Below are 22,654 nucleotides of genomic sequence, written 5' to 3'. Positions count from 1 at the left end.
CCAGATCGGCCTGCGCGGCACCGGCTACGCAGCGGAGGAGTTCGACTGGGGGCGTCAACAGGGTTTCCGGGTGGTGCCGGCCGAGGAGTGCTGGCACAAGAGCCTGACGCCACTGATGGCGGAGATCCGAGACAAGCTCAAAGGCGGTCCGGTCTACCTGACCTTCGACATCGACAGTCTCGACCCCGCCTACGCGCCGGGAACCGGCACGGTGGAGATCGGCGGCCTGACCATCCCCCAGGCGCTGGAGATCATTCGCGGCGCCCATGGGCTCGATATCGTCGGCTGCGATCTGGTCGAGGTCTCGCCACCCTATGACGCTCACGGCCAGACCGCCGTGGTGGCCGCCAACCTGCTGTTCGAGATGCTCTGCATTCTCCCCGGCGTCAACCGCCGCTGACAGACCGTCATCACGGTACCGTCACCCCTTGGATCGCCCGTTCCACAACAACAATCGCCGCTGATGCAGCGGCAGGATAGGACATCATGATGCTGGATCTCTTCGTCGTCGCACTCTACGCGGCCGGCATGCTCGGCCTGGGCTGGTGGGGCATGAAACGCGCCCGCAACCGGGAAGACTATCTGGTGGCGGGACGCCGCCTGGGCCCCGGCATGTACCTGGGCACGCTGTCGGCCGTGGTGCTCGGCGGCGCCTCGACCGTGGGCACGGTCAAGCTCGGCTACACCTATGGACTGTCCGGGCTCTGGCTCTGCGCCTCGCTTGGCCTGGGGCTGATCGTGCTCAGCGTGGTACTGGCCAAGCCACTGATGACTCTCAAGCTGTATACCGTGACCCAGGTGCTGGAGCGCCGCTACACCCCAGCCGCCAAGCTGATCAGCTCGATCATCATGTTCGCCTACGACCTGATGCTGGCGGTGACCTCGACCATCGGCATCGGTACGGTGCTGAGCGTGATCTTCGGCATGCCGGCCTGGCAGGCGGTCGTGATCGGCGGCATCGTCGTGGTGATCTACTCGACCATCGGCGGCATGTGGTCGCTGACGCTCACCGACATCGTGCAGTTCCTGATCATGACGATCGGCATGGTGGCGCTGCTGCTGCCGCTGACGATCCACTCGGTGGGTGGCTGGAGCGCGCTGCTGGACAAGGCGCCGGAGACCAGCTTCTCGCTGACCGCGATCGGCTGGGACACCATCATCACCTACTTCGTCATCTACTTCCTGGGCATCCTGATCGGCCAGGATATCTGGCAGCGCGTGTTCACGGCGCGTTCCAGCAGTGTCGCCCGCAGCGCCGGCACCTTCGCCGGGATCTACTGCATTCTCTACGGCGTGATCGGCGCGCTGGTGGGTATCGCGGCGAGCATCCTGCTGCCCAATCTCGACGACGCCAACAATGCCTTCGCCGCCATCGCGCAGCTGGCCTTGCCGGACGGCATCCGCGGCTTGATCATCGCCGCCGCCATGGCCGCCATGATGTCCACCTCCAGCGCCGGGATGCTCGCTTCCTCGACCCTGCTGACCCAGGACATTCTCCCGGCGCTGCGCGGTGGCCGGGAAATCGAGGGCGTCAGGATCAACCGGCTCTGCACGGGCCTGATCGGCGTGGTGAGCGTGATCATCGCGATCAACGTCAGTGACGTCATCGGGGCCCTGACGGTCGCCTACAACCTGTTGGTCGGCGGCATGCTGATCCCGATGCTGGGCGCCCTGTTCTGGAAGCGCGCCACCACCACCGGCGCCATCGCCAGCATGCTGGCCGGCTGCATCGGCGTGATCGGCTTCATGCTCAAGGATGGGTTGCTGTCCAACTCCCCCATCTACGCCGGACTCGCTGCCGCGATGATCGCGTTCGTGGCGGGCAGCCTGCTTACCCGCCCGCATCCGGTGGCCTCCTCGACGCCCTGATCCGGCTAAAGCCCCCCGACTCCGAACGGGGATACGTGCCGATCCAGAACGAAAGTACACCCCAACGCAAAGCGCCCTGCCGGGAAAAACCCGCCAGGGCGCTTCTGTTGCTGTCCGCTATAGCGCGCGGGAGAGCGCCCTCCCGCCCCGGGGGTTCGAGCTGCTGCCGGAGGTGGCGGGGAGGTTCATGCGACCTTTCTCTTACAGCGGCGGCGGCAACGCTGTGTCATAACGTAAACGCTCGTTTGAGGAGCGCTCGTCGCCCCCGTTGCCGTGGCCAGCACGCACTCCGACGAGACAAGACAACAACTCACAAGGGATCGACACCATGCCAATGTCGCGCTCTCGGCAGCTGGCGCTGGGGATGATCGTCGGGGCCAGCGCCCTGCCGCTCCCGGCGCTGGCCGTCTCCAGCTTTCACGACACCTTCGACGACACCATCTTCTTCGGCGATAGCCTGAGCGACAGCGGCTACTACCGGGGCGCCATCGGCAGCGCGCTCTCGCTGACCCCTAGCCAGCAGGCCTTCATCGGCCGCTTCACCACCAACCCCGGGCCGGTATGGGCCGAGCGGGTCGCTGGCCACTACGCCAGCAACGCCCAGCCCAGCAACGTCGGCGGCAACGCCTACGCCGCCGGTGGCGCCCGGGTGACCACCCCGGCGGCGACCCCGTTCGGCGCGGCACCCGCCCTCGGCGAGCAGGTCGCGACCTATCTCTCCAGCACCGGCGGTGTGGCCGATGGCGATACCCTCTATGCCGTATGGGGTGGAGCCAACGACCTGTTCGCGGTGGCCGGCGGCGCCGACGCCCAGAGCACCATCACCACAGCGGTCACCGGCACCGCAGGCATTCTCGCCACGCTTGAAGATGCCGGCGCTCGCCATGTGCTGCTGTTCAACATCCCCGACTTCGGCCTGACGCCACGCTTCAACGGCGATCCCGCCACCAGCGCCGGCGCCACCGCGCTGGCCAGCCAGTACAACAGCGCGCTCTACGCCGCGGTCGCGGCCAGCGGCGCCGAGGTGATCCCGGTGGATACCTTCGGCCTGCTGCAGGAGGTGGTCGCCGAACCCGCCGCCTACGGCTTCACCAATGTCACCGACCGCGCCTGTACCCAGACGCTGCCGCTGTGCACGCCCGATACCCTGGTCGCCCCCGGCGCCGACCAAAGCTATGTGTTCGCCGATGACGTCCACCCCACCACCGCCACCCACCGGATCATCGGCGAGTACGTGATCTCGCTGCTCGAGGCACCGCAGCAGCAGCAGTTGCTGACCCATTCGGCGCTCCTCGGCGGGCGCTCGCGGGCCAACCGGGTCGCCGAGCATCTCAACGCGGTACCGCTGGCCAACGGCCTGCGCTGGTGGGGCGATCTGCGTGCCGAGCATCAGCAGCTCGACTCCGGCGATCTGTATGACGCCAGCATGCCGGCGGGGCTGTTCGGGGTGGACTGGTATCGGGACGGACTGGTGCTGGGCGGGTTCGTCGGCTACGGCGATCAGGATGCCGACTTCGGCGACGGCCGCGGCGACTTCCAGCGCAAGGACACCACCGTCGGGCTCTTCTCCGGCTGGTATGCCGAGAGCGCCTGGGCCAATGCCCAGTTAAGCTACAGCTGGCTCGACTACGATATCGACCGCGAAGTGCAACTGGGCAGCGCGACCCGCCACCACCGCGGCTCCCCGGAGGGCAGCAACCTGACCGCCGCGCTCAACGCCGGCTACGAGTTACGCGCCTTCGCGATTCCCGAGGGCGACGTGCGCACCGGGCCGATCGCCGGTGTGACCTGGCAGCGGGTCAAACTCGACGGCTACGACGAAGAGGGCCAGGCCTCGACCTCGCTGAGCTATCCCGACCAGGACATCGACTCGCTGGTGGGCCGGGTCGGCTGGCAGATCCGCCGCCACGGGCCGACGCTCAACCCCTACCTGCAGCTCACCTACAACCACGAATTCGAGGAGAGCGAGGGGGTCGCGGCGACTCTGCAGAGTCTGCCGCAGCTGGGCGACTATCGCGTACCCAAGCTCACCTTCGACCGTGACTATGTCGAGGTCGACCTCGGGGCGCGGGCCACGCTCTGGGGCGTCGATACCCAGCTCGGCGCCAGCGTCGATCCCGACAACGCGCGCACCAGCACGCTGTTCGTGAATCTGGGCAAGCGTATCTGAACGCGCCGGAGTGCCCCGTCGCCGCGCTCAGCGCTGGGATGCGATTCAGCACCATGAGTTGGAAACGTAAGCCGGAAACGTGGGCCGGAAACAGAGACACCCCGCCGGCAAAACCGGCGGGGTGTCTCTGTTCAGGGGCTTCATCTCGAGGGCCTCTGGAGCCCTTCGGGCGTGGCACCCGAGGCGTTAAACGCTCGCCTTCAACTGCTGCGCCAGCGCCTTGTAGAGACGCGGGCCGGCGGCCATCAGGCAGCCGCCATCTTCGATGCTGGGCGAACCGTCGAGGGCACCGGTCAAGGCGCCGGCCTCCTTCAGCATCAGCGAACCGACCAAGCGATCCTGCTCTTCCAGCCCGAACACGAACACCGCGTCGGCGCGGCCGGAGGCGAATTCGATCATGTCGAGGAGCGCACAGCCGGAACCGGTCAGGGTATCGATCTGCGGCCCGAGTCGTTCGACCACGCCGAGATACTGAGGCAGCCAGCGCGAGCGGGCTTCCTGGGTCGGCCAGGCCAGCGCGACCCTGGCGCCGTTGATGCCGACCGTCTTGGACGCGCGCAGGCGTTTGCCGTTGCCCTGGGCTCCGCGGCCGCGACTGATCAGGAACTCGTCATCGCTGAACGGCGACACGATCACCGCGTGTTCCGGACGCCCCTTGACCAGGCACACCATCGAAATCGCGAACTGCCGGCTCGCCACACCGAGGTTGGACTCGCCGTGGATCGGCTCGATGTGCCACACGGTCTCCTTGTCGGTGCCCTTGCCCTCGCGATAAGGGGTATAGCGCCCGGAGATACCGTGCTGCGGATAACCGCGGGTGAGCTGATGCACGATCAGCGTCTCGGCGTTGCGCGCCGTATCCTCGAGCAGACTGGCGGTCGCGTGCTCGTCATGATTGACCTCGAGACGGTCACGGATACGAACGAATTGCTCAGCGGCGCTGCGAGCGGCACGCAGCGCATATTGAACCATCGGATGCATGGATCTGGCCTTGGGGTGTCGGAAGCTGTTAAAGAACGCCGCGCAGTCTAGCAGAAGCGCCCCTCTCCAGTCATGTTAGACTGCGGGTTTTCCCGGTTTCCACACTGCCTGATGTCCGCCTTCTCTATGCTCGACATGCTCGACCGAATTCGTATCGTCCTCATCGGTACCAGCCACCCCGGCAATATCGGTGCCGCCGCGCGCGCCATGCGCAACATGGGCCTCGAAGATCTCGCCCTGGTCACCCCGCGCTGCGACCCCAGGGACCAGGAGGCATACTCGCGCGCCTCCGGCGCCAACACCCTGGTCGATGCCGCGCGGCAATTCGACGCACTCGAAACAGCCGTCGCCGACTGCACGCTGGTGGTCGGTGCCAGCGCGCGATCGCGCCATCTGCCGTGGCCGATGGTCAGCCCGCGCGCCTTGGCGGAAGGCCTGCCGCAAGCGCTGGCCTCCGATGGCGCCCGAGTCGCACTGGTGTTCGGTCGCGAGGATACCGGCCTGACCAACGCCGAGCTGCAGCGCTGCCATCAGCACGTGCACATCCCGACCAATCCGGACTTCAGTTCGCTCAACCTGGCCGCCGCCGTGCAGGTGCTCGCCTACGAGTGCCGCCAGGCGTTTCTGGCCATGGACGAGACCGCCACGCCTGCGGTGAACACCACGACCGGCGAGATGGATCAGCCCTTCGGCGTCGAGTGGGACAACCCGCCGGCGACCCATGCCGATCTCGAGCGCTTCTTCGTCCATCTCGAGAGCACGCTGACGGCGATCGATTTCCACGACCCGGACAATCCCCGCCAGTTGATGGCACGTCTGCGCCGGCTGTTCCTGCGCGCCCATCTCGATTCGATGGAGATGAACATCCTGCGCGGCATTCTCGGCACGATCGACAAGCGCCTGCGCGAAAGACCCTGACATCGCCGGAGCACGCCGCGCGTTTTCCGGCCGCCTTCAGCCGAATGGTTGACCGTCTTACTGGGTTTTTCCATAATGCCGGCACCGATGCAGCGACAGCCGATACCCGCCGATGCGTTTGACCACCAAAGGGCGTTACGCCGTGACCGCGATGCTCGATCTGGCCCTCAATGCCGATCAGGGGCCGGTGTGCCTGGCGGACATCTCCAAGCGCCAGGACATCTCGCTCTCCTACCTGGAGCAGCTGTTCGCGCGACTGCGGCGGGCCCAACTCGTCAGCAGCGTGCGCGGGCCGGGCGGCGGTTACCTGTTGGGTCGTGCGCCGGCGGACATCTCCGTGGCGGGCGTGATCGATGCGGTCAACGAATCGGTCGATGCCACCCGCTGCCAGGGGCAGGCGGACTGCCATCGGGGCAGCAAGTGCATCACCCATCACCTGTGGTGCGATCTGTCGGACGAGATTCAGCGCTTCCTGAGCGATATCAGCCTGCAGGAACTGGTGCGCCGGGAACAGGCTCGCGGTACCGCCCGCCCCGAACCCGACGCCTTCGCCGACCACGGTGCCACGATTGCGGTGTCGACGCGCTAGCCGGGTCGTCCAGCGACTACACTTCAGCATAACGCGTCCGACGCCATTTCGACCGACTGCCAGAGATCTTCCGTGCCATGAGCGCTCCGATTTATCTCGATTACGCCGCCACCACCCCCACCGATCCGCGGGTGGCCGAGCAGATGATGCGTCATCTGACGCTGGACGGGGTCTACGCCAACCCGGCGTCGCGCAGCCACATGCCCGGATGGCTGGCCGAACAGGCGGTGGAGAACGCCCGCCGCCAGGTCGCCGACCTGATCGGCGCGGATCCGCGCGAGATCGTCTGGACCTCCGGTGCCACCGAGGCCGACAACCTGGCGCTGACCGGCTTCATGCGTGCCAACCGCGGCCGCGGTCGCCATCTGGTCACCTCGATCATCGAACACAAGGCGATCGTGGATACCGCGATCGCACTGGAAGCGGAAGGCTTCGAGGTCACCTGGCTGACACCGGGACACGATGGCCTGATCACGCCACAGCAGTTGCGCGAGGCGATGCGCCAGGACACCGTCCTGGTCTCGCTGATGGCGGTCAACAACGAACTGGGCAGCGTCAACGACCTCACCGGCCTGGCGGCCGTCGCCCACGAGTTCGGCGCACGCTTTCACGTCGACGCCGCTCAGGCCACCGGCCGGTTGGCGCTGGATGTCGGCGCGATGGGTATCGACCTGATGTCGCTATCGGCACACAAGGTCTACGGTCCCAAGGGCATCGGTGCCCTCTACGTTCGCCGCGACCCGGAACTGCGCATCGAGGCGCTGATCCACGGTGGCGGTCACGAACGGGGCATGCGTTCCGGCACCCTGCCCACCCACCAGATCGTGGGCATGGGCGAGGCGTGCGCGCTGGCACGCGACGAGGGCGATGCCGACGGCGAACACGTCCGTGCACTGCGCCAGCGGTTCCTCGACGGGCTGGCCGACTGCGGCGGCATCCACAACCACTCGCCGCAGGACCGGTCCGTGCCCAACATCGTCAATCTCGCCTTCGACGGCGTGGATGGCGAATCGCTGCTGATGGCGCTGCGCGGACTCGCCGTATCCACCGGGTCGGCGTGCAACTCGGCCAGCGTGGAGCCCTCCTACGTGCTCAAGGGGATCGGCGTGCCGCACTCCCAGGCACTGGCTTCGATCCGCTTCAGCTTTGGCCGGTTCACCTCCATCGAAGAGATCGACGCGGCCGTGGCCGACATAAGCCGCGCCCTGAACGGCTTGCGTCAGCCGTCGAAATCCGCCGCCCTCAGTCATCGCTAGGGGAACGGCGCCAGCGCCGCTCCCTTCCGGCAAGGAGAAATATCATGCAGAACATCACCATCAGTGAATCCGCCGCCACCCAGATTCGTCATGTCCTGGAGGAGCGAGGCAGCGGCCTGGGGCTACGCGTGGCGGTCAAGCCGAGCGGCTGCTCCGGTTACAGCTACGTGCTCGACATCGCCGACGACCTGCGCGACGGCGATATCGCGTTCGAGGAACGCGGCGTCAAGGTGCTGGTGGACAAGGACGCGCTGGCGATCCTCGACGGCACCGAGGTGGACTATGTCAGCGAAGGGCTCAACCGCTTCTTCCGCTTCAACAATCCCAACGTGACCGACGAGTGTGGCTGTGGCGAGAGTTTCAACGTCTGAACCACCTCCGCATCCATGCCGTCCCGGCCCCGGCGCGGTGACGCCCGGGGTGCGTCGGTCGCGGGGTTGCGCTACAATGGCGCGATTTTTCGGCTGGCGTGTCGGCACCTCGCAAGTGCCCGCCACCCCGGCCAGCGACGATTTCGGACGGCGCGCCACCTGACGATGCGATCGGTCAGGGGCGCGTCGTCTCGCATCTTCATCACTTTTTCGTTCGCGACGATCGCGAGTGATTCACCACAGCCAGGAGACCGAAGTCATGGCCACCGAGCGTACGCTCTCCATCATCAAGCCCGATGCCGTTGCCAAGAACGTGATCGGCGACATCTACAGCCGGTTCGAGAAAGCGGGCCTGCAGATCGTTGGCGCCAAGATGCTGCACCTCTCCAAGGAGCAGGCCGAAGGCTTCTACGCCGAGCACAAGGAGCGTGGCTTCTTCGCCGACCTGGTCAGCTTCATGACCTCCGGCCCGGTGATGGTCCAGGTCCTCGAAGGCGAAGGCGCGATTGCCAAGAACCGCGAGCTGATGGGCGCCACCAACCCGAAGGAAGCCGCCCCGGGCACCATTCGCGCCGATTTCGCGTCGTCCATCGATGCCAACGCCGCGCACGGTTCCGACGCGCCGGAATCCGCCGCCCGCGAAATCGACTACTTCTTCAAGGACGACGAACTCTGCTCGCGCAGCTGATTCGTCGACCGACCGGCCTCTTGCGCCGGTCGGTCCTCCCCGTCTTCGGACCCCCCGCCACTCTCGAGCCGATGCCGTTGCTATGAGCGCTGCTACCGCTACCCCGCGCACCAATCTACTGGGGCTCTCTCGCGAGCAGATGGAGGCGTTTTTCGTCTCTCTGGGCGAGAAGAAATTTCGCGCTGCCCAGGTCATGAAGTGGATCCACCAGGAAGGTTGCGACGACTTCGAGTCGATGACCAATCTCTCCAAGCCGCTGCGTGCCCGACTGGCAGAACACGCCGAGATCCGTGGCCCGAGCGTGGTCTACGAAGGGACCTCCAGCGACGGCACCCGCAAGTGGGTGCTCGAGGTCGAGGATGGCAGCTACGTCGAAACCGTGCTGATTCCGGCCGACAGCGGCACGCGTCGCACGCTCTGCGTGTCGTCGCAGGTGGGCTGCTCGCTGGACTGCAGCTTCTGCTCCACCGGCAAGCAGGGGTTCCAGCGCAACCTGACCAGCGCCGAGATCATCGGCCAGGTCTGGGTCGCGCAGCAGCGGGCCGGCGGTCGCATGAGCGCACCGGACGGACGCCGCGCCATCACCAACGTGGTGATGATGGGCATGGGCGAGCCTCTGCTCAATTACGACAACGTGGTGCCGTCGATGAAGCTGATGCTCGACGACAACGCCTACGGTCTGTCAAAGCGCCGGGTGACGCTATCCACCTCCGGCGTCGTACCGATGATTGACAAGCTGGGCGACGATATCGACGTGAGCCTGGCCATCTCGTTGCACGCCGCCAACGACGAATTGCGCAACGAACTGGTGCCGCTCAATCGCAAGTACAATATTCGCAAGCTGCTCGATTCGTGCCAGCGCTACCTCGCCAAGTGCGGCGATGCGCGTCACATCACCATCGAGTACACCCTGATCAAGGACGTCAACGACCAGCAGGTGCATGCCCAGGAACTCGTCGCACTGCTCGACGAGCTGCCGTGCAAGATCAACCTGATCCCCTTCAATCCGTTTCCCCATTCGGGATACGAGAAGCCGTCGCGCAATCAGGTCATGCGCTTCCAGAGCTGGCTCTACGAGCTCGGACACACCGCGATGGTGCGTACGACCCGGGGCGACGACATCGATGCGGCCTGCGGGCAACTGGTGGGCAAGGTCAAGGATCGCACCAAACGGCACGAGCGCTATATCCAGTCGATCCAACTGGACGCCGACTGAATTGGCGCGTTCGCCGGAGGCGGTGGAGCGCACGCCGATTGGCCTCGGGCCAAACGGGCGTCACCTTGACTTCGCTCCGGTCCGGCGCTTTGATGGGGGCCCCAAAACCGCTTTGTTATCAGTTGCTCGGGATTCGACCTTCGGTTCGTCGCCATCCCGTAACCTGGGAGAGCCGTGAATGACTCGCCAACCTCGTCCATTTTCGATACGGCCGCTATGTATCGCGATGGGCTTGGTGTGTCTATTGGGCGGCTGCGCCACGGCGGTCTCGTCCAACGGACCGAAGCAGGACAGCCCCGAGGATGCGGCGGCAGCCTACACGCGACTCGGCAAGGCCTATCTCGCCGAAGGCAACCTGCCCCGTGCGCAGCAGGCCCTCGAGCACGCGCTGAGCCTGGACGCCCGGGACAGCGGTGCGCTCGAGGGACTGGCGCTGCTCTATCAGCGCCAGAACGATCTCGACCTGGCGGACCGGTTCTTCCAGCAAGCGCTGAACGCCGAACCCAAGGCCACGCGCATACGCAACAACTACGCGGCACTGCTGTATCAGCGCGGCGAGTACGCCAAGGCGTGCGAGCAGTTGAGCGTCGCCAGTGAAGATATCACCTATACCAATCGGGCCCAGCTTTTTGCGAATCTGGGCCAATGCGAGATGGCCAGCGGCGATGCGACTGCAGCTCGCCGGTCTTACGAGCGCGCGCTCGATATCGACGCGCGGGACGCCCGCAGCCTGCTGGCCCTGGCTCGCATCGATCATACGCAGGGTAACAACGAACGCGCCTGGGAACGCTTGCAGCGTTATTTCACCGTGGCCGGCACCAACGCCGAGAGCCTGCGCCTGGCAAGCGAGATCGCCAGCGCCCAGAGGGACTCGGCGCGTGCCGCCTTTTACCGTCAGCAGTTGGGCGGCGCCTGAGGCCAACAGACCCCGTACTCGAGTCCTGACTCGGGAAGAGATCAGAAGGATTTTCGCCAATGAGCGAAATGAACGAACCATCGACCAAGCAACACGACGCGCCCGGCCCCTCTTCCGAAACGGCGGGCGACATGCTCCGAAGCGAGCGCGAGCGTCAGGGACTCAGTCTCGAAGACGTCGCGCTGCAGCTGAATCTGCGGCCGATCGTGGTCACGGGCCTCGAGGAGGACCGCTTCGACCAGGTCCCCATCGCCGCCTATCGGCGGGGTTACGTGCGGGCCTATGCGCGCTTGCTGGGTATCGACGAGACCCGGGTCGTCGGGGCCTACGACGCCAAGCACGGTCGCGGCGACATGGAACGAAAACTGGCTCCGGTACACACCGCGCGCCCGCCCTCCCGGGTCGGCGCCTGGATCTTTCGCCTGTTCACGCTACTGGTCATCGTCGGCCTGATTTCGCTGACGTTGCTGTGGTGGCAGAGCCGTGAGGGCAACGAGATCTTCGGAGGCGGGAGCGATGACAGCCCGATCGCCGTCGACCGTCTGAACGACGATGGCGCCGGCGCTTCCGCGCAAGCGCCGGATACGGAAAGCTCGGCGATGACGCCCAACACCGATACGCAACTGCCGCCGCTGCCCACACAGCAGAACACGCCGTCGGCCGGGGCTGACGCCTCGACGGACGGCGCCGGGTCCATGAATAGCGGTGCCGGCAATGACACCGGCGTTTCCGCGTCGGCGGAGACGACGACGCCGAGCGGTGACGAACGCCAGGCCCAGCAGCTAGGCTCGACGGCCAACGATGTGGTCGCGTCATCCACGGCTTCCACGGCGCCGTCCGATGATGAGGCGACGCCAGCCGCGGCCAGCGACGATACGCTCTCCCTGACTTTCAACGAAGAGTCATGGACAGAGATCTACGATGCCAACGACGACCGGATTTTCAGTGGTCTGCAGTCCGCCGGCAGTCAGGCGAGCGCGGAAGGCGATCCCCCCTTCCGGCTGACCATCGGCAACGCCAGCGGCGTGAGGCTCCGGTACCGCGGTGAATCGGTCGATCTGAGCCAATACACGGGCGGCAACAACGTCGCCCGCTTTACCCTGGGAGACTGAGAAGCGCCATGAATATGCCATCTCCGATCACCCGCCGAACCTCCCGACAGATCCATGTCGGTGATGTCCCCGTCGGTGGCGGCGCGCCGATTGCCGTCCAGAGCATGACCAATACCGACACCAACGACGTCGCCGCCACCGTCGCCCAGATCCAGCGCCTTCAGCAGGCCGGCGCCGACATCGTGCGCGTCTCGGTACCGGACATGGACGCCGCCGAAGCCTTCGGCAAGATCAAGCGCCAGGTCAGCGTCCCGCTGGTGGCGGATATCCATTTCGATTACAAGATCGCCCTGCGGGTGGCCGAGCTCGGGGTCGACTGCCTGCGCATCAACCCCGGCAACAGCGGCCGCGAGGATCGTGTGCGGGCGGGGGTCGACGCGGCGCGCCATCACGGCATCCCGATCCGTATCGGCGTCAATGCCGGTTCGCTGGAGAAGGATCTGCAGAAGAAGTATGGCGAGCCGACCCCGGAGGCGCTGGTCGAGTCGGCCATGCGCCACATCGACCATCTCGACCGGCTCGACTTCCCCGACTTCAAGGTCAGCGTCAAGGCCAGCGACGTGTTCATGGCGGTGGCCGCCTACCGGCTGCTGGCCAAGCAGATCGAGCAGCCGCTGCATCTGGGCATCACCGAAGCCGGCGGCCTGCGCTCCGGCACGGTGAAGTCCTCCATCGGCCTCGGCATGCTGCTGATGGATGGTATCGGCGATACCATCCGCGTCTCCCTGGCCGCCGATCCGGTGGAGGAGATCAAGGTCGGCTTCGATATGCTGAAGAGCCTCAAGCTGCGCGCCAAGGGCATCAACTTCATCGCCTGCCCCAGCTGCTCGCGCCAGAACTTCGATGTCATTGCGACCATGAACGCCCTCGAGGAGCGCCTCGAGGACATCATGACGCCGCTGAACGTCTCGGTCATCGGCTGCGTGGTCAACGGCCCCGGCGAAGCCAAGGAGACCGACATCGGTCTCACCGGCGGCAGCCCGGCCAACCTGGTCTACATCGACGGCAAGCCGGCGAGCAAGCTGCGCAACGATCATCTCGTCGACGACCTCGAAGCGCTGATCCGCGAGAAGGCGAAAGAGAAAGAGAGCCGCGCAGGCGACCTGATCGCCCGCGAGGCGTGAATCCAGCGCGCACGAGCTCGCATGCGTGACCGTGAGGCTTGACGCCCCGCGGCTCACCATCAGAGAGTAACCGACGAACGCCCAGGCGGGTGCCTGCGGCGTTTTGCTATCAACTTTTTAAACGAAACTCGGCGAGCAAAGGCCAGACAAGGCGAATATCGGCGAGAGAGCGGAGTTTACAAAAGGGGTAAATGAGCATTTCGATCGGACTCGCGTACGAGCCGGTATTCAACGCCGTATGGGCAAGCGCAGACAGTTTTCGTCAAAAGTTTAGGCAGGAGTGTCAGTTGAGCAACAAACTACAGGCCATTCGTGGCATGAACGATCTGCTGCCGGATCGGTCGCCCGCGTGGCAGTATCTCGAGCGGCAGCTGCGCTCACTGGTGGACCGCTACGATTACCGCGAGATCCGCACCCCGATCGTCGAACAGACCGCCCTCTTCGCCCGCTCCATCGGCGAGGCGACCGACGTGGTCGAAAAGGAGATGTACACCTTCGACGACCGCAATGGCGAAAGCCTGACGCTGCGCCCGGAAAACACCGCTGCCGTCGTGCGAGCGGCGATGGAACATGGCCTGCTGCACAACCAGACGCAGCGGCTTTGGTACATGGGGCCGATGTTCCGCTACGAGCGTCCGCAGAAGGGCCGCTACCGCCAGTTCCACCAGATCGGCATCGAGGCCTACGGCATGGCCGGCCCCGATATCGACGCCGAGATCATCCTGCTCTCCGCTCGTCTCTGGCGCCAGCTCGGCATGGCCGAACACGTCACCCTCGAACTCAATTCACTGGGTACGCCGGAGGCGCGCGCCGCCTATCGCGACTCCCTGGTCGCCTATTTCGAGTCCCATCGCGAGGTGCTCGACGAGGATTCCCAGCGCCGGCTGACGACCAATCCGTTGCGGATCCTGGACTCCAAGAACCCCGCCATGGCCGAGATGCTGGCCGGGGCGCCGCAGTTGCTGGACCACCTCGACGACGCCTCCCGCCAGCATTTCGAGCAGTTGAAATCGACGCTCGATGCCGCCGGTGTCGGCTATCGCATCAACCCCCGGCTGGTCCGTGGGCTCGACTACTACTCGCGCACCGTGTTCGAGTGGACCACCACCGCCCTCGGCAGCCAGGGCACCGTCTGCGGTGGAGGGCGCTACGACGGCCTGGTCGAGCAGTTGGGCGGCAAACCGACGCCGGGGGTCGGTTTCGCCATCGGCCTCGAGCGCCTCATGCTGCTGCTCGATACCCTCGACCTGATCCCCGCGGAAGCTCACGGCGGCGCCGACGCCTATCTGCTGGCGATGGGCGATTCGGCGGAGCGCAACGCGATAGGGCTCGGCGAGCGCCTGCGCGATGCTCTGCCAGCGCTGCGACTTCAGGTACACTGCGGCGGCGGCAGCTTCAAGAGCCAGATTCGCCGGGCCGATCGCAGCGGCGCCCGGGTCGCGCTGATCCTCGGCGAGGACGAGATCGAAAAGGGCTGCCTGACGATCAAGCCGCTGCGCGAGGATGGCGAGCAGCAGACACTCGAACTGGACGACGCCATTGCCTGGCTGGACCGCCAGTTCCCCTGAAGCCTGAACGGGTACCGGCAGCCGCATGACTGCCGACGAACGCAGAAGGAGACCGCCCGTGGCGGAGCTTAGGACCGAAGAAGAGCAACTGGACGCGATCAAACAGTGGTGGAAGTCGAACGGCAGCGCGCTGCTGGTGGGTATCGCCGTCGCCGCCGCCGGCGTCTTCGGCTGGCATGCCTGGCAGCGCTACGAGGCAGGCCAGTCCGCCGAGGCGTCCAATGCCTACCAGCAGCTGATCGCCATCGCCAGCAGCGACACGCTCGACGACAACGCCCGCACGCAGGCTTTCAGCCTGGCGGATGGCTTGCAGAGCGATCATGGCAGTACGCTCTACGCCGACCTGGCCGGCCTGCTGGAAGCCAAGATCGCCATCGGCGCCGACGACACGGACCGCGCTCGCCAGGCGCTCAACGATGTCGCCGACGGCAGCGATCGCCCCTACATGAAGGGCCTGGCACGCATCGACCTGGCGCGTCTTCAGATCGCCAGCGACGATCCGGACGCGGCGCTGAAGACACTCGAGGAAGCCGTGCCAGGTGCGCTCGAGGCGCAGCGCCAGAACGTCCTCGGCGACGCCTTCGTCGCGCTGGAACGCCCGGACGATGCGCGCAAGGCCTATCGACAGGCGCAAAGTCTGGCCCAGGATGCTGACCAGACGATCTACGGCCTGCAGCTCAAGCTAGACGATCTCGGTGCGGAGGACGCCACCTGATGAAACTGACTCACCTACTTCTGCCCCTGGGACTGACCGCCACACTGCTGGCCGGTTGTGCCGGTAGCGTCGAACCGCAGTACCCCCCCAAGGAGCTCCAGGACTTCACCCCCAAGGTCAGCCTCGAAGAGCGCTGGGACCAGGGTATCGGCGAAGGGCTGGGCAGCGCCCGCTATCCGCTCACGCCGATCGTCGCCGACGGGACCCTCTATGCCGTCGACGAAACCGGCGATCTGCGTGCGATCGATACCGAAAGCGGCGACACCCAGTGGGAGGTCGAGTTGGGGACGCCCATCTCCAGCGGCATCGGCGCCGACGGTGGCCATCTCTACATCGGCACGCGCAACGGCGAGGTGCTGGCCGTGGATCGCAAGGACGGCAGCGTCGACTGGAAATCGCGGGTCTCCAGCGAGGTGCTGGCCGCTCCCCAGGTCAACAGCGAGCTGGTGGTGGTACAGAGCGTCGACGGCGCCGTCACCGCGCTCAACCGGCTGGATGGCGACGAGCGGTGGGTCTACTCCAGCTCGCAGCCGGCACTGACGCTGCGCGGCACCGGCGCTCCCCGCGTCATCGAGCCGGTCTCCTTCGCCGGCTTCGCCAACGGTCGCCTGGTGACGCTGGACAATCGCAGCGGTCAGCCGCTGTGGGACATGCGCGTCGCCGTGCCGAAGGGCCGTACCGAGGTCGACCAGCTCGTCGATCTCGACGGCCAGCCGGTACTGACCCAGGACGGGCGTCTGTTCGTGACCAGCTACAACGGCCGCCTGCTGGCGCTGGAAGCCACCTCCGGCAAGGTGCTGTGGGAACACGAGGAGTCCAGCTACCTGACGCCGCTGCTCGTCGGCAACTATCTGTTCACGGTCAACGCGGCCAGCCACGTGATCGCGATCGACGCCGACACCGGCCGGGTGATGTGGGATTCCGACACCCTCGAAGGCCGCTCGCTGACCGCGCCGTCGTTCGTCGACGGCAACATCGCGGTGGGCGACTACCAGGGCTACATCCACCTCATCGATGCCGCCACCGGCGAGATGAATGGGCGCGTGCATGTCGGTGGCGACGGCCTGACACTGCCCCTGCTCACCGGCGATCGCCGTCTCTATGCGCTGGGCAACGATGGCACCCTGGTCGCCTACGACCTGAAGACGCTCTCCGACCAGAACTGATCGGCACCGGCGTCAGCGCTTCGGCCCCGCTCTGGCGGGGCCGAGTTCGTTGGAAGGAACGAAAGCGACCGGGTTCGGACTTCACGCTTTTCGCATGCTAGAATGCCCGGCTATCAAGCGGTCGTATCGGGCTCCCTCACCGCCCCTCCCACCGGCCGTCCACCTTGTCACCGCCTTTTTTGCGAATCGCCATGAACCCCGTTATCGCCCTGGTTGGCCGACCCAACGTCGGCAAGTCGACGCTTTTCAATCGCCTGACACGCACTCGCGACGCGCTGGTGGCCGATTTCCCCGGTCTGACCCGTGACCGCAAATACGGTAGCGGCCAGCTCGGCGACAAGACCTACACCGTGATCGACACCGGCGGCATCAGCGGCGACGAGCAGGGTATCGATGCGGCCATGGCGGAGCAGTCGCTGACCGCCATCGACGAGGCCGACATCGTGCTGTTCATGGTCGACGGACGCGCCGGGCTAATGCCAGCCGACCAGGCGATCGCCAACCACCTGCGCGTAAACCAGAAGAAGACCTGGCTGGTGGTGAACAAGACCGACGGCCTCGAGGAGCACACCGCGATGGCCGACTTCTGGGCACTCGGCCTGGGTGATCCGCGCCCGATCGCCGCCTCCCACGGTCGCAACGTCACCACGCTGATCGACGAGGTGCTGGAACCCTTCCCCGAGCGCGATCCGAACGCTGGCCCGGCTGGCCATCACCCCGGCATCCACATCGGCGTCATCGGCCGGCCCAACGTCGGCAAGTCGACGCTGGTCAACCGCATGCTGGGCGAAGAGCGCGTAGTGGTGTTCGACGAGGCCGGGACCACCCGCGACGCCATCGAAGTGCCCTTCGAGCGGCGTGGCAAGCCCTATGTGCTGGTCGATACCGCGGGTGTGCGGCGGCGCAAGAACGTCAGCCTGATCGCCGAAAAGTTCTCGATCATCAAGACCCTGGAAGCGATCAAGGAGTGCCACGTCGCGATCATGGTGCTGGACGCCCGCACCGGCCTGGTGGAGCAGGACATGCACCTGCTCGACTACGTGCTCAGCAGCGGACGCGCGCTGGTGCTGGCAGTCAACAAGTGGGATGGCCTGGAAGGGGAAGCGCGGGAGAAGATGCGCTCGGACATCAAGCGTCGGCTCGGATTTGCCGACTACGCCGAGCTGCACTTCATCTCGGCCTTGCACGGTACCGGCGTCGGCGACCTCTACAAGTCGGTGGACAAGGCATTCGACAGCGCCAACAGCCACTGGTCGACCAACCGGCTGACCTCGATCCTGCAGGATGCGGTCAGCGAGCACCAACCGCCGATGATCAATGGACGCCGGATCAAGCTGCGCATGGCCCACCAGGGCGGCAGCAACCCGCCGATCATCGTCGTCCACGGTAACCAAACCTCGTCGTTGCCGGAGGCCTACAGGCGCTATCTCACCAACACCTTCCGCAAGGTACTGAAGGTGCGAGGCACGCCGATTCGATTCGAATTCCGTTCGGGCAACAACCCCTACGACAACCAGGCCGGCGCCAGCGACCGGGAAAAGGCGCGCGAGCGCCAGCTGAGCCGAACCCGCGAGGCGAGAAAGAACCGCCGCTGATCCACCGCGCGAGGCAAGGCGACGCCAGCGCCGAACCTCGCTCGCGGGACCACCGTTCGTTACCGGGAAGTGGCGACCCGGGTCCGATTCCTTCCTCCCTGCTTGGCCTCGTACATCGCGCGATCGGCGGCCTCGAGCAGCGCCTCGGCATCCTGCCAGTCGAGCGTGCTCGCCACCCCCGCGCTGAACGTGACCTGGAAAGTCCCCTTCGCTGCCACGCACTCGAGCTGCGAGAAGCTGACCCGAATGCGCTCGATCGCCTCGCGGGCGTGTTCCAGCGAGCAGGAGGGCAGCACCGCCACGAACTCCTCGCCGCCGTAGCGGCCGACGTGATCGACCCGGCGGAGGCGCTGGCGAAGCAGGTTGGCGAGCAGGCGAATGACATAGTCGCCGGTACCGTGGCCATGGGTATCGTTGATCGACTTGAAGCGATCGATGTCGATCATCACCACGCAGGCCTCCGATCCGGTGCGCTCCGAGCGCGCCTGCTCGATCTCGATCAGCTCCTTGATCGCCGGGTGCTTGATCAGGCCGGTCAGGCCATCGCGGGCCAGCGCCAGACTGAGCTGCCGGGAGCGCTGGGCCCGCGCCGTGACGGCAGCCACCAGCGCCACGTCGTCGATCGGCTTGACTAGAAAATCGTCGCCGGCCTGGGCCAGCGCCTGCGCCTGGCGGTTAACGTCGGATTCCGCCGACAGGTAGACCAGCGGAATTCGCAGCCAGTCATCGTCGAAGCGAATGAGGCGCGCCAGTTCCGGTCCGGAACACCCCGGCATGTTGATGTCGATCAGCACCAGGTCGGGCACGAAGTCCCGCAAGCCCCGCAGCACCTCGCGGGGATCGTCGATGACCCGGGACTCGATACCGGCCGCTTTCAGCGTCAGACGAAAATGCTCGGCGAGTTCGACGTCGTCGTCGACGATCAGCACCCGGTAGGGGTCCTGCTGAGGCAGGCTGACCAGTTGGCGGAGATGGCGCTCCAGGGACGGCACGTCGACGGGATGGGCGAAGAAGCCGTGAGCGCCGTCGCGAACCGCCTGCAGACGGGCATCGAACCCGCTGTCGTCACTCAGCAGTATCAACGCCGCCTGCGGTATGCCGGCAATTCGATCGCGCCAGGTGGCGCTTTCGGCCCTGGCCGTATCGACGATGACGACGTCCGGCTGCCACTCGTGCCACGTCTCGCCGGACGAGAGCTCGCGACACGCGTAGCCGAATCCGGTCAGTGAACGCATCAGGGAGTCGGTGTCGCCATCCGCCATGACCGCGATCCGTATGGGACGGTCGCCGCTGACGAGGTCGTAGGCGGCTTGCGGTTCGGACACGCCGGCGGTGGCGATGCTATCGAGCAGACGATGACTGCTCTGGAGGCGGTCATGCAGCGCCGAGAGCATCGGCGGCGTCGGCGAGACCGCGCTCTCGATCGCGGTCTGAAGCCACATCTCCATTTCGCGCGTATCCCGGCTCAACTCGGCGTAACCGAACGTGCCCGCGGAGCCGGCGATCCGGTGCAGCCCCTGTCTCAACTTCTCCAGCATCGCCGGATCGAGCACGCTCTGGCGCGCGCTCAACTCGCGTGCCTGGGCAGTGAGGGTCTGCAGATCATCGCCGAGACGCTGGCTGTATTGCGCCTTGAGCGCCGACAGCCGCGCCTGTATGTCGCTATCCTGCATGGGACCGCTCCCAGATCTCCCGCAACTGTGTCGACAGTGTCATGGGGTCGAACGGCTTGATGACCACGTCCAGGGCGCCAATGGCGCGATAGTGCTCGATCTCGCTGGGCTGGACCTTGGCCGTCATGAAGACCACCGGGATCGCCCGCGTGGATGCCTGCTCCCGCAACCGGGTCAAGGTCGTGGGGCCATCGATACCCGGCATCATGACATCGAGCAGAATCAGGTCCGGCTGCCACTCGTCGGCGCGTGAGATCGCCGACTGACCGTCGTCGCAACTCCGGACTTCGAAGCCGCCGACGATCTCGAGCGCAACCTTGGCCACCTCCTGAATCGAGATATCGTCCTCGACATGCAGAATCCGTTGAAGAGGTTTCATCTCAGCGGGTTTCCTCGTTGTGATCGTCCGATGAGGTCGCAGCGCCCTGGAGCTGGCGACCGAAGGCTTCCATGAGCGCCTCGGCGGAGAGACCGGGCCTGGCGATCGCCGTTTCCATGCGCCCCAGCAGGGTCGGGGCCAGCGCCTCCTCGGACAGGATGATGACGGCCGGCTGACGTGCCAATTGACTCAGGATCGGGATGATCTCCCAGCCGGGGGATTGCGGCCCGGTGAGATCCAGCGATATCAGGCCATAGTCGTGGCTGTCCAGCAGGTAGCGCGCCTCCTGCAGCGAACGCGCCACGTCCAGGGTCATGCTGGGGGCGAGCTGTTGCGCCACCCGATGGGTCAACTCGCCATCGCTCTCGACATGCAGGATGCGCTCGCGCTGGGGTCTCAGGCTCAGCGAACTGTGCAGCGCACCGGCCAGCCGTCTCTCGTCGAGCGGCTTGGCCAGCCAGTCCACGGCATCCAGGCGGCCGCCGATCTCGAGCTGCCCCTCTTCCGCGGCCGCCGACACGATCAACACCGGCAACTCGCGGGTGCGGGGCTGCTCGCGCAGCTGCCGCAGCAGCGTCAGGCCATTGCCGTCCGGCAGCAGCAGGTCGAGGGTGATGGCATCGAAACTGCGGCGCTCGAGCCATTTCAGGGCCTCGCCGATGGTGTGGGCGGTTTCTGCCTGATAGCCCCAGTGCCTGACCAGCGTGGCCAGCAGCACGGCGGTATCCGGGTCGTCCTCGACGATCAGCAGCCGCGATCCGAGGGTATCGACTTCCTTCGCCTCATCGCGCGCCTGCGGATCTTCCGCTGTCGCGTCGGATTCGGGTTGCTGGATCATCTCCCTGCAGGGCAGCTCGAAGAAGAAACAGGCGCCCTGCCCGGCTTCCGAGAAGAAGTTGATCGACCCCCGCATCCGCTCGACGAGCTCACGCGTGATGGCGAGGCCCAGGCCGGTACCGCCCTGCTTGCGCGTGGTGGAAGCGTCGGCCTGGGAGAACTTCTGGAAGATACGATCGTGAAACTCGACGGGAATGCCAGGGCCGTGATCGATGACGCTGACCCTCGCCCGGTCGCCGATCGGCTCGACACGAACCTCGACCTGCGTGTGCGGCGGGGAGAACTTGGCCGCATTGGAGAGCAAATTGCTCATCACCTGCTGCAGGCGCATCGGGTCGACGTTGACGCTCGCGCGATCCATGCGGTCGGTCACCACGTAGCGGGTCTGGAACTGGTCGGCGTATGCCTGGTTGGACTCGATCGCCTGGTCGACCAGCGGCATCAGCGGCTGCTCCTGCAGCTGGAACGTCATCTTGCCGGCGACCAGTTTCTCCATGTCGAGCAGATCGTTGATCAGCAGGATCAGGCGCTGGGAGTTGGTGTGTGCGGTCGTCAGCATGCCACGCATGGCATCCGGCGGCGTGCCCAGGGCCCCGCCCTGAATCAGTCCCAGCGCGCCGGAAATAGAGGTCAGCGGCGTGCGCAGCTCATGGCTGACGGTGGAGATGAACTCACCCTTGAGGCGCTCGTCACGCTTGCGATCGGTCACGTCATGCAGGAAGCCATGCCATATCGTGCCACCATCCGCCTCGCGCTCGGGAATCGACTGCCCGGCGAGCCAGATGACCCGGCCGTCGGGGCGCTGGATGCGATACTCGCAATGCCACGGCGTCAGGTTCTCCATGGACTCGTTGATCGACCGAAGCACCTTGTCCCGATCCTCTTCGAGGATCGTCTCGGTCACCGCGGAGGAGTCCTGCGCGGCCTGCTCCGGCGTGATCCCGTAGAACGAATTGATCGCCTCGCTGGCGTAGGGGAACGACGGCCGACCCTCGGCATCGATTCGGTACTGGTAGATCATCCCCGGCGTCTGGGAGGCGATCTTGCGCAGCCGCTTGCTCAACTCTTCCCGCGCCTCGACGTCCCTCCACCGCATCAGCGTGGCGCCGATCCAGCGCGCCAGCAGCCGCACGAACTCCTTGTCGACCTCGTCGAATTGCCGTGGGTGCGGCCGATCGCTGCTGAACGCCAGCGCCCCGTAGCGCTCACCATGCACCCAGATGGGCGCGCCGATATAGCTCTTCAACGCGTAGCGCAGCCGACAGCGATGCTCGCCGTAGCCATCCTCGTCGGCATCGGCAAAAGCGACGACATCGGCACTGGCCATGGTCAGCTCGCAGAACGTATCGCTGGTCTTGAGGTGCTGCCCCGGCTCGAATCGCTGATCGATGGAGTAGGCCGCCTGGATCAGGTAGTCCTCCCCCTCGATGCGGGTGGCGACGGCGAAGGGCATGCCGAGATGCTCGGCGCCCTGCTGCAGCGCCTTTTCCACCAGGCGCTGGAAGGAGGTC

At 65.8% G+C, this 22,654-nt stretch carries 20 protein-coding genes; 16 read left to right on the top strand and 4 right to left on the bottom strand.

Translation table 11 applies throughout. The annotated features are described in order from the left end of the window. The 3 genes from AC3AYF_RS05075 to AC3AYF_RS05065 form a co-directional block, all read left to right on the top strand. Window positions 1-400: arginase family protein (locus AC3AYF_RS05075; RefSeq protein WP_295040563.1), on the top strand; the 400-nt coding region annotated here is incomplete at its 5' end. An 86-nt stretch (window positions 401-486) separates the two neighbouring features. Next, on the top strand, window positions 487-1,869 hold the full coding sequence (locus AC3AYF_RS05070; protein WP_295040561.1) for a sodium:solute symporter family protein: 1,383 nt from the start codon (window positions 487-489) through the stop codon (window positions 1,867-1,869). Between the two features lie 328 nt (window positions 1,870-2,197). Continuing rightward, the gene (locus AC3AYF_RS05065) at window positions 2,198-4,039 is read left to right on the top strand and encodes an autotransporter outer membrane beta-barrel domain-containing protein (RefSeq protein ID WP_487779469.1); all 1,842 of its coding nucleotides are present in this window, start codon (window positions 2,198-2,200) and stop codon (window positions 4,037-4,039) included. Window positions 4,040-4,225: 186 nt separating this feature from the next. On the opposite strand, the gene AC3AYF_RS05060 is transcribed toward AC3AYF_RS05065, so the two are convergent. Further along, window positions 4,226-5,020, bottom strand: coding sequence for an inositol monophosphatase family protein (locus tag AC3AYF_RS05060; protein WP_295038012.1), 795 nt, complete (start codon window positions 5,018-5,020; stop codon window positions 4,226-4,228). A 135-nt stretch (window positions 5,021-5,155) separates the two neighbouring features. Here AC3AYF_RS05060 and AC3AYF_RS05055 point away from each other — a divergent pair, with 135 nt between their 5' ends. From AC3AYF_RS05055 to der, 13 genes are all read left to right on the top strand, one after another. Beyond that, complete coding sequence (locus tag AC3AYF_RS05055; RefSeq protein ID WP_295038047.1) at window positions 5,156-5,938, top strand: RNA methyltransferase; 783 nt, start codon at window positions 5,156-5,158, stop codon at window positions 5,936-5,938. Window positions 5,939-6,050: 112 nt separating this feature from the next. Beyond that, window positions 6,051-6,527: a Fe-S cluster assembly transcriptional regulator IscR gene (gene iscR, locus AC3AYF_RS05050; protein WP_295038014.1), complete on the top strand. Its 477-nt coding sequence runs from the start codon at window positions 6,051-6,053 to the stop codon at window positions 6,525-6,527. Window positions 6,528-6,604: 77 nt separating this feature from the next. Continuing rightward, on the top strand, window positions 6,605-7,783 hold the full coding sequence (locus AC3AYF_RS05045) for an aminotransferase class V-fold PLP-dependent enzyme (RefSeq protein WP_295038019.1): 1,179 nt from the start codon (window positions 6,605-6,607) through the stop codon (window positions 7,781-7,783). Window positions 7,784-7,827: 44 nt separating this feature from the next. Next, window positions 7,828-8,154 (top strand): HesB/IscA family protein, encoded by a 327-nt coding sequence (locus tag AC3AYF_RS05040; RefSeq protein ID WP_295038022.1) that lies wholly within the window; start codon window positions 7,828-7,830, stop codon window positions 8,152-8,154. 259 nt (window positions 8,155-8,413) lie between these two features. Continuing rightward, entirely contained in the window at window positions 8,414-8,842 is a 429-nt protein-coding gene (ndk, locus tag AC3AYF_RS05035; protein WP_295038024.1) for a nucleoside-diphosphate kinase, read from the top strand. Between the two features lie 82 nt (window positions 8,843-8,924). Then, window positions 8,925-10,058, top strand: coding sequence for a dual-specificity RNA methyltransferase RlmN (gene rlmN, locus AC3AYF_RS05030; RefSeq protein WP_295038026.1), 1,134 nt, complete (start codon window positions 8,925-8,927; stop codon window positions 10,056-10,058). Between the two features lie 178 nt (window positions 10,059-10,236). Then, window positions 10,237-10,974 (top strand): type IV pilus biogenesis/stability protein PilW, encoded by a 738-nt coding sequence (gene pilW, locus AC3AYF_RS05025; protein WP_487779468.1) that lies wholly within the window; start codon window positions 10,237-10,239, stop codon window positions 10,972-10,974. A gap of 59 nt (window positions 10,975-11,033) precedes the next feature. Beyond that, entirely contained in the window at window positions 11,034-12,086 is a 1,053-nt protein-coding gene (locus AC3AYF_RS05020) for a RodZ domain-containing protein (protein WP_295038029.1), read from the top strand. 8 nt (window positions 12,087-12,094) lie between these two features. Then, a complete protein-coding gene (ispG, locus tag AC3AYF_RS05015; RefSeq protein WP_487779467.1) occupies window positions 12,095-13,210 on the top strand; it encodes a flavodoxin-dependent (E)-4-hydroxy-3-methylbut-2-enyl-diphosphate synthase in 1,116 nt (371 codons plus the stop codon). 287 nt (window positions 13,211-13,497) lie between these two features. Then, window positions 13,498-14,778 (top strand): histidine--tRNA ligase, encoded by a 1,281-nt coding sequence (gene hisS / locus AC3AYF_RS05010; protein ID WP_295038033.1) that lies wholly within the window; start codon window positions 13,498-13,500, stop codon window positions 14,776-14,778. 58 nt (window positions 14,779-14,836) lie between these two features. Next, a complete protein-coding gene (locus AC3AYF_RS05005) occupies window positions 14,837-15,493 on the top strand; it encodes a YfgM family protein (protein WP_295038035.1) in 657 nt (218 codons plus the stop codon). Then, window positions 15,493-16,659 carry an outer membrane protein assembly factor BamB gene (bamB, locus tag AC3AYF_RS05000; RefSeq protein ID WP_295038038.1) on the top strand — a complete coding sequence of 389 codons (1,167 nt, stop codon included), beginning with the start codon at window positions 15,493-15,495 and terminating at the stop codon, window positions 16,657-16,659. Before AC3AYF_RS05005 ends, bamB begins: the two co-directional genes overlap by 1 nt. 191 nt (window positions 16,660-16,850) lie before the next feature. Beyond that, complete coding sequence (gene der, locus AC3AYF_RS04995) at window positions 16,851-18,254, top strand: ribosome biogenesis GTPase Der (protein WP_149433645.1); 1,404 nt, start codon at window positions 16,851-16,853, stop codon at window positions 18,252-18,254. 59 nt (window positions 18,255-18,313) lie between these two features. On the opposite strand, the gene AC3AYF_RS04990 is transcribed toward der, so the two are convergent. From AC3AYF_RS04990 to AC3AYF_RS04980, 3 genes are all read right to left on the bottom strand, one after another. Continuing rightward, the gene (locus tag AC3AYF_RS04990; protein WP_295038040.1) at window positions 18,314-19,927 is read right to left on the bottom strand and encodes a diguanylate cyclase; all 1,614 of its coding nucleotides are present in this window, start codon (window positions 19,925-19,927) and stop codon (window positions 18,314-18,316) included. Then, a complete protein-coding gene (locus AC3AYF_RS04985) occupies window positions 19,917-20,306 on the bottom strand; it encodes a response regulator (protein ID WP_295038042.1) in 390 nt (129 codons plus the stop codon). Before AC3AYF_RS04985 ends, AC3AYF_RS04990 begins: the two co-directional genes overlap by 11 nt. A gap of 1 nt (window position 20,307) precedes the next feature. Beyond that, window positions 20,308-22,654, bottom strand: a 2,347-nt coding sequence (locus AC3AYF_RS04980; RefSeq protein ID WP_487779466.1) for an ATP-binding protein, incomplete at its 5' end; no start/stop codon positions are given.

The sequence above is a fragment of the Salinicola sp. genome, from assembly GCF_982684285.1.
This window is presented reverse-complemented; position numbering and strand designations above follow the sequence as displayed.

Excerpts from the sequence above, each read along its gene's own strand:
- AC3AYF_RS05040 (WP_295038022.1), top strand. The coding sequence starts at position 7,828 with ATGCAGAACATCACCATCAGTGAATCCGCCGCCACCCAGATTCGTCAT.
- ndk (WP_295038024.1), top strand. The coding sequence starts at position 8,414 with ATGGCCACCGAGCGTACGCTCTCCATCATCAAGCCCGATGCCGTTGCC.
- rlmN (WP_295038026.1), top strand. The coding sequence starts at position 8,925 with ATGAGCGCTGCTACCGCTACCCCGCGCACCAATCTACTGGGGCTCTCT.
- AC3AYF_RS05060 (WP_295038012.1), bottom strand. The coding sequence starts at position 5,020 with ATGCATCCGATGGTTCAATATGCGCTGCGTGCCGCTCGCAGCGCCGCT.
- AC3AYF_RS04990 (WP_295038040.1), bottom strand. The coding sequence starts at position 19,927 with ATGCAGGATAGCGACATACAGGCGCGGCTGTCGGCGCTCAAGGCGCAA.
- pilW (WP_487779468.1), top strand. The coding sequence starts at position 10,237 with ATGACTCGCCAACCTCGTCCATTTTCGATACGGCCGCTATGTATCGCG.
- AC3AYF_RS05065 (WP_487779469.1), top strand. The coding sequence starts at position 2,198 with ATGCCAATGTCGCGCTCTCGGCAGCTGGCGCTGGGGATGATCGTCGGG.
- der (WP_149433645.1), top strand. The coding sequence starts at position 16,851 with ATGAACCCCGTTATCGCCCTGGTTGGCCGACCCAACGTCGGCAAGTCG.
- AC3AYF_RS05020 (WP_295038029.1), top strand. The coding sequence starts at position 11,034 with ATGAGCGAAATGAACGAACCATCGACCAAGCAACACGACGCGCCCGGC.
- bamB (WP_295038038.1), top strand. The coding sequence starts at position 15,493 with ATGAAACTGACTCACCTACTTCTGCCCCTGGGACTGACCGCCACACTG.
- AC3AYF_RS04985 (WP_295038042.1), bottom strand. The coding sequence starts at position 20,306 with ATGAAACCTCTTCAACGGATTCTGCATGTCGAGGACGATATCTCGATT.
- AC3AYF_RS05045 (WP_295038019.1), top strand. The coding sequence starts at position 6,605 with ATGAGCGCTCCGATTTATCTCGATTACGCCGCCACCACCCCCACCGAT.
- AC3AYF_RS05055 (WP_295038047.1), top strand. The coding sequence starts at position 5,156 with ATGCTCGACCGAATTCGTATCGTCCTCATCGGTACCAGCCACCCCGGC.
- iscR (WP_295038014.1), top strand. The coding sequence starts at position 6,051 with ATGCGTTTGACCACCAAAGGGCGTTACGCCGTGACCGCGATGCTCGAT.
- AC3AYF_RS05070 (WP_295040561.1), top strand. The coding sequence starts at position 487 with ATGATGCTGGATCTCTTCGTCGTCGCACTCTACGCGGCCGGCATGCTC.
- ispG (WP_487779467.1), top strand. The coding sequence starts at position 12,095 with ATGAATATGCCATCTCCGATCACCCGCCGAACCTCCCGACAGATCCAT.